16 protein-coding genes are annotated in these 14,920 nt (G+C 66.4%); 9 read left to right on the forward strand and 7 right to left on the reverse strand.

What is annotated here, in order from left to right; genetic code table 11:
• Positions 1–71: 71 nt before the first annotated feature.
• The 3 genes from P7D22_RS04100 to flhA are packed head-to-tail and all read right to left on the reverse strand — an operon-like array spanning position 72 to position 3,360.
• Positions 72–527, reverse strand: a complete 456-nt coding sequence (locus P7D22_RS04100; RefSeq protein WP_319932942.1) for a hypothetical protein — start codon at positions 525–527, stop codon at positions 72–74.
• Positions 524–1,279, reverse strand: a complete 756-nt coding sequence (locus P7D22_RS04105) for a flagellar biosynthetic protein FliR (protein WP_319932943.1) — start codon at positions 1,277–1,279, stop codon at positions 524–526. The genes P7D22_RS04100 and P7D22_RS04105 overlap by 4 nt, the downstream gene beginning before the upstream one ends.
• Positions 1,276–3,360, reverse strand: a complete 2,085-nt coding sequence (gene flhA, locus P7D22_RS04110) for a flagellar biosynthesis protein FlhA (RefSeq protein WP_319932944.1) — start codon at positions 3,358–3,360, stop codon at positions 1,276–1,278. The genes P7D22_RS04105 and flhA overlap by 4 nt, the downstream gene beginning before the upstream one ends.
• 389 nt (positions 3,361–3,749) lie before the next feature.
• Here flhA and ldtR point away from each other — a divergent pair, with 389 nt between their 5' ends.
• From ldtR to P7D22_RS04150, 8 genes are all read left to right on the forward strand, one after another.
• The gene (gene ldtR / locus P7D22_RS04115) at positions 3,750–4,265 is read left to right on the forward strand and encodes a transcriptional regulator LdtR (RefSeq protein ID WP_319932945.1); all 516 of its coding nucleotides are present in this window, start codon (positions 3,750–3,752) and stop codon (positions 4,263–4,265) included.
• 288 nt (positions 4,266–4,553) lie between these two features.
• Positions 4,554–4,817: a twin-arginine translocase TatA/TatE family subunit gene (locus tag P7D22_RS04120; protein ID WP_319932946.1), complete on the forward strand. Its 264-nt coding sequence runs from the start codon at positions 4,554–4,556 to the stop codon at positions 4,815–4,817.
• 101 nt (positions 4,818–4,918) lie between these two features.
• Positions 4,919–5,548, forward strand: coding sequence for a Sec-independent protein translocase protein TatB (gene tatB, locus P7D22_RS04125; RefSeq protein ID WP_319932947.1), 630 nt, complete (start codon positions 4,919–4,921; stop codon positions 5,546–5,548).
• Positions 5,545–6,342, forward strand: a complete 798-nt coding sequence (gene tatC, locus P7D22_RS04130) for a twin-arginine translocase subunit TatC (protein WP_319932948.1) — start codon at positions 5,545–5,547, stop codon at positions 6,340–6,342. Before tatB ends, tatC begins: the two co-directional genes overlap by 4 nt.
• A gap of 28 nt (positions 6,343–6,370) precedes the next feature.
• On the forward strand, positions 6,371–7,654 hold the full coding sequence (serS, locus tag P7D22_RS04135; protein WP_319932949.1) for a serine--tRNA ligase: 1,284 nt from the start codon (positions 6,371–6,373) through the stop codon (positions 7,652–7,654).
• A gap of 11 nt (positions 7,655–7,665) precedes the next feature.
• Positions 7,666–8,430: a 5'/3'-nucleotidase SurE gene (gene surE, locus P7D22_RS04140; protein ID WP_319932950.1), complete on the forward strand. Its 765-nt coding sequence runs from the start codon at positions 7,666–7,668 to the stop codon at positions 8,428–8,430.
• 80 nt (positions 8,431–8,510) lie between these two features.
• Positions 8,511–9,137, forward strand: a complete 627-nt coding sequence (locus P7D22_RS04145; protein WP_319932951.1) for a protein-L-isoaspartate O-methyltransferase family protein — start codon at positions 8,511–8,513, stop codon at positions 9,135–9,137.
• A 127-nt stretch (positions 9,138–9,264) separates the two neighbouring features.
• Entirely contained in the window at positions 9,265–10,635 is a 1,371-nt protein-coding gene (locus tag P7D22_RS04150) for a peptidoglycan DD-metalloendopeptidase family protein (RefSeq protein ID WP_319932952.1), read from the forward strand.
• A gap of 87 nt (positions 10,636–10,722) precedes the next feature.
• On the opposite strand, the gene P7D22_RS04155 is transcribed toward P7D22_RS04150, so the two are convergent.
• The 3 genes from P7D22_RS04155 to P7D22_RS04165 form a co-directional block, all read right to left on the reverse strand.
• Positions 10,723–11,091 carry a hypothetical protein gene (locus P7D22_RS04155; RefSeq protein WP_319932953.1) on the reverse strand — a complete coding sequence of 123 codons (369 nt, stop codon included), beginning with the start codon at positions 11,089–11,091 and terminating at the stop codon, positions 10,723–10,725.
• A 71-nt stretch (positions 11,092–11,162) separates the two neighbouring features.
• Positions 11,163–11,495 carry a hypothetical protein gene (locus P7D22_RS04160; protein WP_319932954.1) on the reverse strand — a complete coding sequence of 111 codons (333 nt, stop codon included), beginning with the start codon at positions 11,493–11,495 and terminating at the stop codon, positions 11,163–11,165.
• A 229-nt stretch (positions 11,496–11,724) separates the two neighbouring features.
• Positions 11,725–12,048 (reverse strand): hypothetical protein, encoded by a 324-nt coding sequence (locus P7D22_RS04165; RefSeq protein ID WP_319932955.1) that lies wholly within the window; start codon positions 12,046–12,048, stop codon positions 11,725–11,727.
• 167 nt (positions 12,049–12,215) lie between these two features.
• On the opposite strand from P7D22_RS04165, the gene P7D22_RS04170 reads away from it, so the two are divergent.
• Positions 12,216–12,593: a response regulator gene (locus P7D22_RS04170; RefSeq protein ID WP_319932956.1), complete on the forward strand. Its 378-nt coding sequence runs from the start codon at positions 12,216–12,218 to the stop codon at positions 12,591–12,593.
• A gap of 4 nt (positions 12,594–12,597) precedes the next feature.
• On the opposite strand, the gene P7D22_RS04175 is transcribed toward P7D22_RS04170, so the two are convergent.
• On the reverse strand, positions 12,598–14,916 hold the full coding sequence (locus P7D22_RS04175) for a sensor histidine kinase (RefSeq protein ID WP_319932957.1): 2,319 nt from the start codon (positions 14,914–14,916) through the stop codon (positions 12,598–12,600).
• Positions 14,917–14,920 lie beyond the last annotated feature (4 nt).

Genomic DNA, 14,920 nt, shown 5'->3' on the forward strand with positions numbered 1-14,920 from the left:
TCACGCGTCGCAGACAGAGATTAGGCACCCAATTCATACAGCGTAAACAGGAGGGTCGGAAAGTGCCGCGCCTACGACCGTATCGTACTTGCTTCGTCATCCGCGATGCTTTGTTGGTCGATGCGGTTGACGCCCCCCTCCTCGGCCTGCTGCCGCGCCACGGCACCCTCGATGAGCACTTCGAGGCTGCGCCGGTCTTCGACCACCCGGTCTTCGGCCGCCACCGTCTCGGTGATGCGTTCGGCCAGCCGGTGGCGCCGCTCGGCCGCCTGCACCTCGCCGCGTTGCCGGTCGCGCTCGATGCCGGTGTCGGCTTCGCGCTCGGCCAGGCGTCGCGTCTGCCGCAGGGCCAGCACCGCCAGCGGCCCCACCAGGCTTTCCGTTTCGACGAAATCGCCGAGCGCGGTGCGGGCGGTCACGAGGGCGGCCTTGCGGTTTTCGATCTCGATCAGCTTCCATTCGGCCAGCCGCTTGCGCTGCGCCTGCATGGCGACGATGCGCTGCATGGATTTCAGGCGATCGCTCATCCGGACACCAGGAACCGGCTGAAGGCGTCGGTGAACAAGCGCAGCAGGGTCGGCATGGTGAGATACAGCAGCACCAGCCCGAGCATCAGCACGATCGGCGAGGCCAGGAAGAAGGTCTGCACGTTGGGTACCAGCCGGCTCGCAAGCCCGATGCCGAAATTCATCACGAGCGCCAGGATCAGAAACGGCGTGCCGAGTCGCAGCGCCAGCGTGAAGGCGAGCGTCGCCTTGCCGCCGAGCTGGTTCAGGGCGAATTGCGCCGTGAAGCCGTCGCTCACCGGCAAACTGCCGTAGCTGGCCGCGATGGCGCGCAGCACCTCGAGGTGCTGGTCGGTGAGAAAGATCATCAGCGTCGCCGACAAGGTGATGAGCGTCGTCACGGCCGGCAGCGGCTCGTCTTCGTTGATCGGCACGCCGAGGTTCTGGGTGATGCCGATCGACATCGCCACCGCCATGCCGATGGCCTCGAGCGCGATGAAGAAGAAGCGCCCCATCAGGCCGATCGTGATGCCGATCAGCAGTTCCGACCCGAACACCCGCAGCAGGCCGAGCGGCGTCACGCTTTGGATGGCGCCCTGCAGCGTGTCGAAGGAGAGCGGCGCCAGCGTCAAACTGAGCGACACCGCCACGAAGAGCCGCACCTGTATCGGAATGCGGCTCGACGAATAGCCCGGCATGAGCAGCAGGCAGGCCCCGACCCGGCAAAAGATCAGGAAGGCCACGAGATCGAGGTCGGAGGCCTGTCCGGTCACGAGATGGAGCCTAGCGCCTTCATCTCCACGCCTCGGGCGATCTCCAGATGCGACAACACCGGCAGGGTCGCGAACATGCGCTCGACGATCATCCGGACATAGGTGCGTACCTCCGGGGCCGCGATCAACACGAACTGGTGGCCCTGGTCCATGCGGTCTTTGATGGCGTTCTGGGCTTCGGCGCCGAACTGTTCCACCATGCGCGGGTCGAGCTCGAACTCCACCACCTCGCCCTTGCCGTCGCGCTTGAGGCTTTGGTGGAAGGCGAGGTCCCATCGGTTGCCGAGCCGCAGCACCTTCAGGGCGCCGCTGTCCGACAGGTCGCCGCAGATCTGCTGCGAGATGCGCATCCGCACATGCTCGACCACCTGTTCGGACCGCCGGGCATGCGGCACGATCTCGGCGATCGATTCGAGGATCAGGTGCAGGTTGCGGATCGACACCCGCTCGGCCAGCAGCAGCTTCAACACCGCCTGCAGCCCCGAATAAGAAATCTGCGACGGGCAGATATCGTCGACGAGCTTCTTGTATTCGGGCTCGAGCCGGTCGAACAGTGCCCGCATGTCCTTGTAGGACAAGAGCTGGCTGAGGTTGTTGCGGATCACCTCGCTGACGTGGGTCAGCACCACCGACAGGGTGTCGACGGCCTGCAGGTTCTGCCGCTTCAACTCGCCCACGAAGGCTTCGGACACCCAGACGGCCTTCATGCCGAAGGCAGGTTCGCGCACGTCGGTACAGGGCACCCCCGGCTTCGGCCGGTCGCCGGTGATGACCAACACCTCGTTGATCCGCATCTCGAACGACGCCACGACGGTGCCGTGGATCTTGATCTGGTAGAGCTTCGGGTTGATGTCGATCGACTCGGTGACCTTGATGTCCGGCACCACGAAGCCGTATTGCCGCGCGAATTTGCGGCGCATCTTGATGACGCGGTTGCCGAGCTCGTCGCGGGCGCCGAGCATCTTGGCGGCCAGCTGCTTGCCGATGCAGAGCTCGATCTCGGCGGTCTTCAGGATGTCCTTGACCGAGTCCTTGGCTTCGGCGGTGGTCTTCTTCTCGGCGTCGGCGGCCTTCTGGGCGTCGACTGCCTTCTGGGCCAGCAGCTTTCTCGGGATCGTATAGGCCACGAACAGCATGCCGCCGCCCAGCAGCGCGAAGGGGAAGAACGGCAGGCCGGGCACGAAGGCCAGCAGGAACAACAACACCGCCGCCACGAAGAGCGCGCGCGGAAAGTTGCTGAGCTGGTCCAGCACCGCCTTGTCGGTCGAGCCGCGGGTGCCGCCCTTCGACACCAGCAGCGCCGCGCCGAGCGACACGATGAGGGCCGGGATCTGCGACACCAGGCCGTCGCCGACGGAAAGCTTGGCGAAGACGTCGGCCGCCTTGCCGAGCTCCATCCCGTGCCGGGTGACACCGATGATGATGCCGCCGAAGATGTTCACGGCCAGGATGATGAGGCCCGCCACCGCGTCGCCGCGCACGAACTTCGAGGCGCCGTCCATGGAGCCGAAGAACGAGGACTCTTCCTCGAGCTCGCGGCGGCGGCGCTGCGCTTCCTTGTCGTTGATAAGGCCGGACGACAGGTCGGCGTCGATGGCCATCTGCTTGCCCGGAATGGCGTCGAGCGTGAAGCGGGCCCCCACCTCGGCGATGCGGGTGGCGCCCTTGGTGATAACCACGAAATTGATGGTCAGCAGGATGGCGAAGACGATCAGGCCGATCACGAAATCGCCGCTCATCACGAGGCGCGAAAAGCCGCCGATGATGTAGCCGGCTGCCGTCTCGCCCTCCGAGCCATGCGCCAGGATCAGGCGCGTCGTGGCGATGTTGAGCGCCAGACGGGTCAGCGTCGCCATCAGCAGCACGGTGGGGAAGGCCGAGAAGTCGAGCGGCCTCTCGATCCACAGCGCCACCATCAGGATCAGCACCGACAAGGCGATCGAGAAGGCCAGCCCCAGGTCGATCATGAAGGCCGGGATCGGCAGAAAGAAGATCGACAGGATCACCACGATCACCAGCGCGAAGCCGATGTCGCGCGCGCTGCGGCGTTCGGGTTTGGCGGGCTTCGGGGGAGGGGTCATGCCGGATCCATAGGGGGTCCGGTCGGCAGTCACGGCCGGAACGCGTCGTGACACTCGCGTGCGAAGCTTGCGTCAGCGTGATGCTGGCGCGCTGAGCCATGGCCGCGGCGGAGCCAGCGGGCCCGCAACGTCGCCGCGGAGTATTGATTCGGTCCTGCAAGTGTTGCGATGATGAAGGCTGTGGAAAGCGGCAAGGTTGCCAAGCCATGAACGGTCAAGTGGGCCGGCTAAGCCCTCGATTTGACAGTGTTGGTTTACCTTGCGCTGTGGACATCTCGTAAAAAACGCATTCATTCTATTTTTTAGAGCCGCATTCACGAGGCGTGGGTAGGGTCTTCCCATGACAGGCGCCGCATGATGCAGGCGCTCCCCGACCCGGAAGGCCCGCCATGAACACCGCAGCCAAGATCGCACCGGACGCCACAAGCCGCTCGAGCCGCGTCAAGGACGTGCGCCCGGTTTATCTCGAATGCCTCACCATGGTGGAGCGGCTGCATCGCCGCCTGCTCGACGTCATCAAGGACGAGTTCGACCGCAAGACCCGCAGCGACATCAACTCGGTGCAGGCGCTGCTGCTCTACAACATCGGCGACAAGGAGCTGACGGCGGGCGAGTTGCGCACCCGGGGCTATTACCTCGGCTCCAACGTTTCCTACAACGTCAAGAAGCTCGTCGAGCTCGGCTTCCTGCACCACGCCCGCTCGCGGATCGACCGCCGTTCCGTGCGCATCAGCCTGACCGAGAAGGGCAAGGAGGTGCATGACATCGTGGCGGCCTTGTACGAGAAGCACGTCATGACGGTGGAGCAGATCGGCGGCATCAGCCTCGAAGAGTTCCAGGCCCTCAATGTGTCGCTGGCACGGCTCGAGCGTTTCTGGACCGACCAGATCAAGTATCGGCTGTAAGAATTGATGCGCGGTCCGTCAGAGGAGACACCGAGACCGAGAAACCTCCTGCCGTCCTTGCGAGGCAACGCAGTTGCCGCGGCAATCCAGGCGGCGCTGGGTCCTGGATCGCTTGGCTCCGCTCGCAATGACGGGATCGGGTGAGACATAAGCACCGCCACCCGGGTGCAAACGCAATCGCCGGTGGGCACAGGAGCCGCGATCTTGTTTTTGCCGAGGTCAGCGCCTACGGTCTAAGCCAGAAGGACGCTCGGAACGCGTCAGGCACGATTGCATGGAGTGGCTGTCATGGGCGGCATGAGCATGTGGCACTGGATCATCGTCGGCGGCATCCTGCTGCTGCTGTTCGGTGGCAAGGGCAAGGTCTCCGACATCATGGGTGACTTCGCCAAAGGCATCAAATCCTTCAAGAAGGGCATGGCCGACGACGATGTGGCCGAGGCGCCCCGCGTGACGCCGGTGGACACCACCCGTCCGGCCGACCCGCTGCGCACCATCGATCACCGCACCGCACCGGTCGACGCTCCGGTGGATAGCCGCCGCGTCGGTTGATCGGCCTGCAGTCCAGGCGGTTCCAGTCTCGAGCCGGTTCGGCGATCCCCGCCGCAACCGGCTTTTCTCCGTCCATCTGACCCGGTGCCGTTCGCGACCCCATGTTCGACATCGATACCAGCAAGCTGCTGATCGTCGCCGTCCTGGCTTTGATCGTGATCGGTCCGAAGGAACTGCCGCGCGTGATGCGGCAGATCGGGCAGGCCGTGGGCAAGCTCCGCCGCATGTCGGCGGAGTTCCAGGGCCAGTTCATGGACGCCATCAAGGATGCCGAGATCGAGGACATCCGCCGCGAACTGAAGGACCTGGAGAAGACCAGCCACTTCAATCCCGTGGCTGACATCCAGGCCGAAGTGTCGAGTTTGAAGACCACGGTCGAGAGTGCGATCGGCAGCGTCGATACCGACGCTGCCGTTGTGTCGCCAGCCTCGCATTTCGATCTGCCGGCCGTTCCCGAGGCTATGCTGGCCGAAGCCGAAGCCGATGCCGCCGCGGAACCGACGCTGCTGGCCGAGGGGATCGCCCCCGTGGCCGGGGAGGACACGCCCGTGGCCACACCCGCGCCGCTGGACGACAGGCGCAAGCGCAAGCTGTTCGTCAAGCCGCATCGCAGCCGCTTCGCCCGTATGAACAGCGAGCGCACGGCCGACCTGACCGGTCAGGCGATCGCCACGCGGCAGCGCTTGGTCCGGGCTCGCAGAACCATGCCGCACGAGGCGCTGAGCCGATGAGCACCACCCAGGCCGACGCCGATGCCATCGAGGCCAGCAAGGCGCCCCTCCTCGAACATCTGGTCGAACTGCGCTCGCGGCTCATCAAGGCAGTTGCGGCCTTTCTGGTCGCTTTCGTGTTCTGCTTCTATTTTTCCCGGCATCTCTACAACATCCTGATCTATCCCTTCGTGGATGTGGTCGGGGCCGCCAACGCCAAGCTGATCGCCACCCATTTCCTCGAACAGTTCTTCACCAACATGAAGCTGTCGATGTTCGGGGCCGCCGTGATCGCCTTTCCGGTTATCGCCAGCCAGATCTACATGTTCGTGGCGCCAGGCCTTTACCGGCACGAGAAGAAGGCTTTCGTGCCTTATCTGGTGGCGACGCCCGTGTTTTTCGTGGCCGGCGGCGCGCTGGTGTATTTCGTCGTGCTGCCAATGTTGATCCGCTTCTCGGTGTCGATGCAGCAGCTCGGCCAGCCCGGCGAGGCGACGATCGAGCTGCTGCCCAAGGTCAGCGAATATCTGTCTCTCATTGAGTCGCTGATCTTCGCCTTTGGGGTGGCGTTTCAGCTACCGGTGATCCTGACCCTGCTCGGCCAGATCGGCGTCGTCGATGTGGCGTTTCTCAGGGCCAAGCGCCGTTATGCGATCGTGCTCGTCGCCGTGGTTTCAGCCGTGCTGACGCCGCCCGATGCGATCTCGATGCTGGCGCTTGCGCTGCCCATGCTGCTTCTCTACGAAGGCGCCGTCGTGGCTGTGGCCATGATCGAGAAGCGACGCGCGCGCAAGGCGGCCTCCCCGTCGACCTGAGCGGGCCAATCCGCAAGGCTTTCAGCTCATGTACGACATCCGGTGGATACGCGACGCCGCGGCGGCCTTCGATGCCGGCCGCGCGTCGCGGGGTCTGCCCCCCCTGGCCGATACGCTGATCGGCCTTGATGACCGGCGACGGGCCGCCATCGCGGCGTCGCAAGCCTCGCAGGAGCGGCGCAACCAGGCCGCCAAGGCCATCGGCCAGGCGATGGGCCGCAAGGACATGGCAGAGGCCGAGCGCCTGAAGGCCGAGGTCGCGGCCTTGAAGGCCGAGGCGCCGGCGCTCGAGGCCGCCGAACGCGAGGGCGTCGCGGCCCTGCATCAGGCCTTGTCGGAGATCCCAAACACACCGCTGGCCGACGTGCCGGCCGGCCGCGACGAGCACGACAACGTCGAGCTGCGCCGTGTCGGTGCGCCGCGTGAGTTCGGCGCGTTCGCCCCCCAAGAGCATTTCACCATCGGCGAGGCGCTCGGCCTGATGGACTTCGAGGCCGCGTCCCGATTGTCTGGCTCCCGCTTCGTGGTGTTGAAGGGCGCGCTGGCACGGCTCGAGCGCGCCATCGGCCAGTTTATGCTGGACCTGCAGACCGACCAGCACGGCTATCTCGAGGTGAACCCGCCGTTGCTGGTGCGCGATGCCGCCGCCTTCGGCACCAACCAGCTGCCGAAGTTCAAGGACGACCTGTTCCGCGTCGGCAATGAATTCTGGCTGATCCCGACCGCCGAAGTGCCGCTGACCAATCTGGTGCGCGAGGGAATCGTCGAGGAAGCGGTGCTGCCGCTGCGCTTCACCGCTTTGACGCCGTGCTTCCGGTCGGAAGCCGGTTCGGCCGGCCGCGACACGCGCGGCATGATCCGCCAGCACCAGTTTTCCAAGGTCGAGATGGTGTCCATCACCACGCCCGAGACGTCCGCGGCCGAGCATGAACGCATGACCGGCTGCGCCGAGGCCGTGCTGAAGGCGCTTGGGCTGCCCTACAGGGTGATGCTGCTGTGCAGCGGCGACATGGGGTTCGGAGCGCAGAAGACCTACGACCTCGAGGTCTGGCTGCCAGGGCAGGGACGCTACCGCGAAATCTCATCCTGCTCGGTCTGCGGCGACTTCCAGGCCCGTCGCATGGACGCGCGCTACCGTCCCACAGGCGCCAAGTCGACCCGCTACCTCCACACGCTGAATGGCTCCGGTCTCGCGGTCGGCCGCACGCTGGTGGCGGTGCTTGAAAATTACCAGAACGCCGACGGCTCCGTCACGGTCCCGGAGCCGCTCCGGCCCTATATGGGCGGGCTCGACGCCATCCGGCCGGCCTGACGGGAGTTTCCATGCGCATCCTCATCACCAATGACGACGGCATTCATGCGCCTGGCCTCGCGGTGCTGGAACGCATCGCGCGTGCGATCAGCAACGACGTCATCGTGGTGGCGCCCGAAACCGATCAGTCGGGCGTCGCGCATTCCTTGTCGCTGAACGATCCGTTGCGGCTGCGTGAACTCGGCGACGCGCGTTATGCCATCAAGGGTACCCCGACCGATTGCGTCATCATGGGCCTCCGCTCGATCCTGGCCGACCGGCGGCCCGACCTCGTGTTGTCCGGCATCAATCGGGGTCAGAACGTCGCCGAAGACGTGACCTATTCGGGGACTATCGCGGCCGCCATGGAGGGGACGTTGCTGGGCGTGCCGTCGATCGCGCTGAGCCAGGCCTATGGGCCCGAGTCGGGCCGTAAGAACATCCATTGGGGCTGCGCCGAAGCCCATGCGGCGGCGGTGATCCGCAAGGTTCTCGATCAGCGCCTGCCGCGCGAAACCCTGGTGAACATCAACTTCCCCGATTGTCCGGCCGACGCCGTGCAGGGGGTCGCCGTGACCCGGCAGGGCAAGCGCGACACCGAACTGATGCGCGTCGAGGCGCGCGAGGATGGTCGCGGCAACCCGTATTACTGGGTGGCTTTCGCCAAGGGCAAGCACGTGCCGGCCGAAGGCACCGACCTTTATGCCCTGGCCGAGAAGAAGATCTCCGTGACGCCGCTGCGGCTCGACCTGACCGACGAAGCCAGCCGCAAGGCCCTGGCACAGGGCTTCGCCTGAGCCAGGGCCCCGATGACGCGGCGGCGCCTACGGCCGCGACGCTCCCCGCCTTCGAGGCCCGGGCGGCCTTTCTGCTGGGCTTGCGCGAACGGGGCATCCGCGACCTCGCGGTGCTGCGGGCCATTGAGGCGGTGCCACGCGCGGGTTTCGTGGCCGAACGCTATGCGGATCTGGCGCTCAAGCCCATCGACCTGCCGGCCGAGCGGGGCCAGAGCGTGCCCGAGCCGTTCTTCGTGGCGCGCATGCTGGTGGGGGCGCGTTTGGCGGCCCACCACCGCGTCGCCGTGGTGGGTGTGGGGGCCGGGTACCTGACGGCCGTGTTGTCGGGCCTCGTCGCCAGTGTGGTGGGGTTCGAGCGCCTGCCTTCCCTGGTGACGGCGGCGCGGTCGCGGTTCGATCGGATGGGCCTCAGCAATATCGCGCTCATCTGTGCCGACGGCCTCGCGGCCGATCACGACGGCCTCTACGATCGCATCCTGCTGGTTGGCAGCGTCGATCCCCTGCCGCCGCGACTTTGGGCCAGCGTGGCGCCCGCGGGGACGATCCTTTACGCGCGGCGGGACGCGACCGGTCCCCGCCCTGGCGATCAGGTCCTGGTGCGCGGTGAGCGGCAAACCGACGGCATCCTGCGTCAGGTGGTGCTTGGGCCGGCCCGTCTCGCCCCGCTGCGCCCAGGCGTGGTGGCGGCTTCGGGTGTCCAACCGTAAACGACTTGTTTACACGTTCGGCCCTGTTGCGTCGACTTTGCGAAAATCGATTCATCTTAAACCGTCCCTTAACCGGGCCCCTGTTTACTTCAATCCATGCAAGGGTTCTGGTGCGGGTGCGGATCCGATGAGTAAGGTATTGTTGACCGGTCGACACCGCGTTGCGCTGAATGTTTGCGCAGCCGGTGCTCTGGCGGCCCTGATGAGCGGCTGCTCGGCCGATGCGACGCGCCTCGGCGACCCCTTCGGCAATCCGTTCTCGTCGGCCTCGAACGACGCCCCGATGGCGCAGCGCCGGCATGTGGCGGCCCGTGACGTGATCCCGGCCGGTCGCATGCCGCCGGTGACCAGCACGGCCCTGGCTCCAAGCGCCGTGTCGGTGGCCTCGCTGGCCCCGTCGCGACCCGCGTTCCGGGCGCCGGTGTCGAGCGAAACCACAGGGTCGATCGATCGCGGCCCGACCCGTATGGCCAGCGGGGCCTCGTTCGGCGGCTGGTCGTCGGCCGGCGGCACGCCGATCCAGGTCGCGGATGGCGAATCCGCCGAGATCATCGGCAAGCGCTATGGTGTGCCCACGACCGCGCTGCTGCAGGTCAATGGCCTGCACAGTGCCGCCGAGGTGCGTCCCGGCACGCAGATCACCATTCCGATTTATACAGCATCAGGCCGCGAGGCCGTGGCGCCCCGCATGACGGAAGCCGCCCCTCAGGCCAGCGCGCCGGTGCGGAAAGCCGAAGCGGTGCCGGCCCGGGCCACCACGCCGACCACCCATGTGGCGGCCGTCGCAACGCCGCGCGCCGCCAAGAACATGGCCGAAACCACGCCGGTCTCCAAGGCATCGGGTCAGCCATCGTCCAGCAAGACCGTTGCGGCCAAGTCGACGCCGGTCACGACCGCATCGCTGCAGCCGCACCCCTTGGGTAAGCTCCCCGTCGGCAAGGCCGCCGTTGCGGCAACGGCGCCTCAGGTTGCCAAGGCTGAGCCGGTCGCGGCTCCGGTCCCTGCCGCGAAGGCCATGAAGGTCGCCACGGCGGCGGCCGCCGTCCCGGTGGCGCCTGCGGCAGCCCCGGCCGTCGATCCCGCTCCTGCGCCAAGCGCCGCTCCTGCGGCTACGGCCGAGAACAACCCGGAATTCCGCTGGCCGGCACGGGGCCGCATCATCCAGGGCTTCAAGGGCGGTTCGGGCGGCAACGACGGCATCAACATTGCGGTGCCGGAAGGCACGGCCGTGAAGGCGGCCGAAGGTGGCGTCGTGGCCTATGCGGGGAGCGAGCTCAAGGGCTACGGCAATCTCGTGCTGATCCGCCACCCCAACGGCTATGTGTCGGCCTATGCCAACAATGGCGAAATCGACGTGAAGCGCGGCGAAACGGTCAAGCGCGGCCAGCAGATCGCCAAGTCGGGCCAGTCCGGCAACGTGTCGTCACCCCAGCTACACTTCGAGCTCCGCAAGGGCTCAACCCCTGTCGACCCCACCCAGTATCTGGCCGGGCTCTGACCAAGGAACTCACCTGATCGCCCGCGAGACACGTGCGGACAGGTGCAAGCGGCGGGTCCAAAGACAGGCCCGCCGCTTTTTCGCGTTCTACCAGCGGTTGACGGACCCCCGGTCGTAAAGCGCCGTATCGTCCCCGCCGCTCGGCCCAAGGTCGTTGCCGTAGCCGCCGACGCCATCGAGGCCGTAGGGAAACTGCACGCCGCTCGTCACATAGGGCGACGGCGAGAAATCACGGATGTTGTTGTAGCGCGTCGGCCCGTCCTGGTAAATTTCCTCATCGTCCCGCGGGACGACCGGAGGACGGGTCACGGTCAGGCCGCGATATGCGGGCATCGGCGCGGTCGGTTGTGCCACCAGCCGCGCGCCACGATGATGACCGTCCTGCGCGGCCGCAGGGACGGCCAGACAACAGAGCGCCATGCCGGCAGCCCAGGCGGCTTTTCGCGTTTGGTTCATGGCACCACCGATCACACCCTGAAGCTATGCCGGGTGAACGCGGGGCTAGGCCGAACGGTTGCCAAGCCGCTTCATGGCATCGCTGGGGCGAAGCTGATCAGAACCGTGGCGACGATCGCCAGTACCACGCCGGCCCCTTGCAGGATCGACATGCGCTCGCCGTAAACCAGCACGCCCACAAGGCTGACGGCCACGAGTTGGAACACGGCCGACAGGCTGAAGGCCGTCGCCATGCCGAGACGCCGGATCAGGCGCAGCATGACGAGGTTGCCGGTGGAATAAAGAGCGAGCGTCAGCACCAGCAGGCCAAGCCCCGGCGACAGGGCCCAGGCCTTTGCGGTCGTGGCCGCCGCGATGAAGATGCCGGTGGCGAGCGCCAGCAGCACCAGGGCCGCCATCGTCATGCCAAAGCTGCCCGGGCGGGAAGAGACCGGCACGCCGCTGCTGTGTTTTCGGCCAGGAGGGATGCCCAGCTATGCAAAAACATCATTTGTGTTTTCGTAGCTCCCGCGACTAGACTGTGGTGTGGCGCTCCGGCGTCACTGCCCTTTTGGGCGTTTCCTCCCTAGACTTGGGCCGCCTTCGGGCGGCTCTTTTTTTGTTCCAACGCCTCGGCGACCGAGTAGCCTTCGCCTACGGGGCGGAGCCATGCGTCAGAAGCGCAAGGATTTGCGCGCCGGCTCGGGCCAATTGAGGCTGGAACAACAGCAGAGCGGTCAGCACCAGAAGCCACAGCAGGCCGAACAGCAGGAAAAACGACCGGGTCGGCGCCGAACTGTGCTGGTGCGTCAGCACCACGAGGTTGTTGCGGATGTCGTGGTAGTCCTTCCGCACCGTGATCAGGTCGCGCTTGATCAGGTCGAGGTCGCGGCGCGTGAACGTCGCCTCGCTGGCCGGAACCGGGAGGGCGGCGCGAGGGGGCGCAGCTTCATCCGGAACGATCTTCAAGTCGCTCATCCAGTTGTCCTTTGCGGCAGCCTGCGCCGCGCTCGAAGATAGGGCCGATGTTTCCGCCCTGACAAGCGTCTCGGCGGACGATCCCTCGGCGCGGTGAGCGCCAGGTTTACGGGTGCGCGGAACGAAGGTCAGCGACGCGCGTTGCGTGCACACATCGGAGGCCTCACATGCCAAGGACAATCGTGCTCGTGGTCGAGGACGACCCGATGAACCGCCTGCTGGCCGTCGACGCGCTCGAACGCTCCGGTTTCGAGGTGGTCGATTTCAGCAATGCCGATGCGGCGGCGCTCTACGCCAACCAGGGGGCCGAGAACATCGTCGCCCTTCTGGCCGACGTCAATGTGCCGGGCGAGTGCGACGGTCTCGATTTCGCAGCTGATTTTGCGCGGCGCTGGCCGGAAAAGTTCGTGCTGGTGACGTCCGGCTGCACCAGGGACGACGTGATGGCCGGCCTGCCGACCAGCATCGACTTCCTGCCGAAGCCCTGGACCGCCAAAATGTTGATGGACCGGATCGCGGCGGCGCGCCCGGGCGGCGCCGCCTGATCGATCAGGCGGCGGCCGAATTCTGATGGGGAACCTCGTTCCGGATCGGCAAGGCCGACGGGATCGAGGCGGTGACGCTGGTGCCGTGGCCCACCGTCGACTGGATCGACAGCGCGCCGCCATGCAGCTCCATGATCGAACGCACGATCGCCAGACCGAGGCCGGACCCCTTCATGCCATCGACCAGGGTGGCACCCGGCTGCTCGAAGGGGCGACCCAGGCGTGTCAGGGCCGCCGGTGCGATGCCGACACCATTGTCCTCCACCACCAGCGCGACGCCATGTTCGGCCAAGCTGGCCCGGGCCACGATCCGCCCCTGCGAGGGCGTGAACCGGATCGCATTGACCAGCAGGTTGTGGACCACCTTGCTCAGCGCCATTCGATCGGCCCGAACCAGGATGCCGGAATCCGCCTCGAGCGTCAGCGACACACCGCGCGCCGATGCGCTGTCGCGGTGGCGGTTGATGGCGTCTTCGAGGACGCCCTTCACGGCGAACAAGGAATAATCGAGATCCACCCGGCCGGCCTCGAGCCGGGACATTTCCAGCACGTCCGAAATGACGCCAAGCAGACGCCGGCCACTGTCGTGGATGTCGACCGCGTAATCGACGTAGCGGGTCGAGCCGAGGGGACCGAGCACCTGCTGGCTCATCATCTCCGCAAAGCCGATGATGGCGTTCAGCGGCGTCCGCAGCTCGTGGCTCATGTTGGCCAGGAACTCGGATTTGGCGCGGTTGGCGCCTTCCGCCTCGCGCTGCTTTTCGGCGTGGCGCTGCGCCAGATCGGTCAGCTGCAGCGCCTGCCGCTCGAGCGTCTGACGGGAGCGGCGTAGGTCCGCCACCATGGCCATTAGGCGTCGCTCGGAATCCATCAGTTGTTCTTCATGGCGCTTCAGCGCCGTGATGTCGGTACCGACCGACACATAGCCGCCGTCGCGGGTGCGGCGCTCGTTGATCTGCAACCAGCGACCGTCAGCCAGCTGCGCCACATAGGAGCTTCCCTCCGACACGGTGCGGTCGGGCCCGGGCATCGCGGCGCGCACCGGGGGCGGCGTCGAGTGGTCGATGATCTCGCTGTAAAGCATGCCGGGCTGCGCGAGGTGGGGTTCGAGCGCGTGCAGGTTGAGGAAACGCGAATTGTAGGTGACGAGACGGTTGTCGGCATCCCACAGCACGAAGGCCTCAGACAGCCCCTCGACGGCCTCGCTGAGCCGTTCGTTGGCGGTGCGGGTCTGTTCGGCCTGGCGCTTTTCGTCGCTGATGTCGATCGCGATGCCGACGAGATGCGGCGACTGCTTGGCCTCGTCGCGCTTGATAACGGCGCGGATGCGCAGCCACGTCCACAGGCCCTGGCCATTGAGCAGGCGGAACGAATGGTCGAGAACATCCGGAACGTGGCTCGACAACAGGCTGTCGACATCGAGCAGCGCCCGGTCGTCGGGGTGCAGCCGGTCGAGGAGGTCGCCAAACGAGATGAACTCGGAATCGGGCTTGAGGCCCAGGATGGCGTACATCGATTCCGACCAATAGATGCGACCGCGCGCGAGGTCCCAGTCCCAAAGGCCGCAGCGCCCCTGGTTCAAGGCCGTGTCGATGCGGCCATGCACGCGGGAATGGATCGCCTCGGCCGCCATGGCCTGCCGGGCCTGCCAGGAATAGGCGGCCGCGAGACCCATCAGGATCAGGGCGGCGGCCGCGATCAGCGTCATGGTGCGGCAGGAGGCCGACCACCAGTCGCCGAGCAGGCCCGACATCGGGTCGATCAGCGCCACCTGGCCGAAACGACCGTGCAGGCTCCGCACCGTGGCCAGCGCCTCGGTGCCGTCCGGCAGGGTCACCTGCATGACGCCGGCCTTGTCGGCGAAGATCGTCAGGGCCTGGGTGGGACCGAGCGCCTCGGGCAGGGTTTCGCGCCCGGTGAGCGGCGGCAGCGCCGCCACGATGGCGCCGGCGGGGTCCGACACCAGGATCTGTCGGCCGGCCGCCAGGGTGCGCGATGGCAGATGGCGCTGCAGCGTATCGGCGATGTCGAGGTCCGGCGCTTGCGTGATGGCGGCGTTGAGATCGTTCGCCACCAGGGTGGCGATAAGTTCCATATCGCCGAACCCGTCCGCCTTGGTGCGTTCGCGCGCCTGCATCATCTGCACGAAGGATGCGATCGCAAAGGCGAGCACGAAGAACAACGCCGCCGCGGGAACGAGACGGCCGGCCCTCGGCGCCATGGTCGCGATGCGACCGGCCTGTGCTCCTGGCTGCAAGCTGCGGACCAGCCCTTGCATGGAGCCCGCGCGTGCAGAACCACAGGCCACGTTCGCACGCGCCATCAAC

Origin of the sequence: Lichenihabitans sp. Uapishka_5 (genome assembly GCF_033947565.1) — a bacterium.
Taxonomy (GTDB): domain Bacteria; phylum Pseudomonadota; class Alphaproteobacteria; order Rhizobiales; family Beijerinckiaceae; genus Lichenihabitans.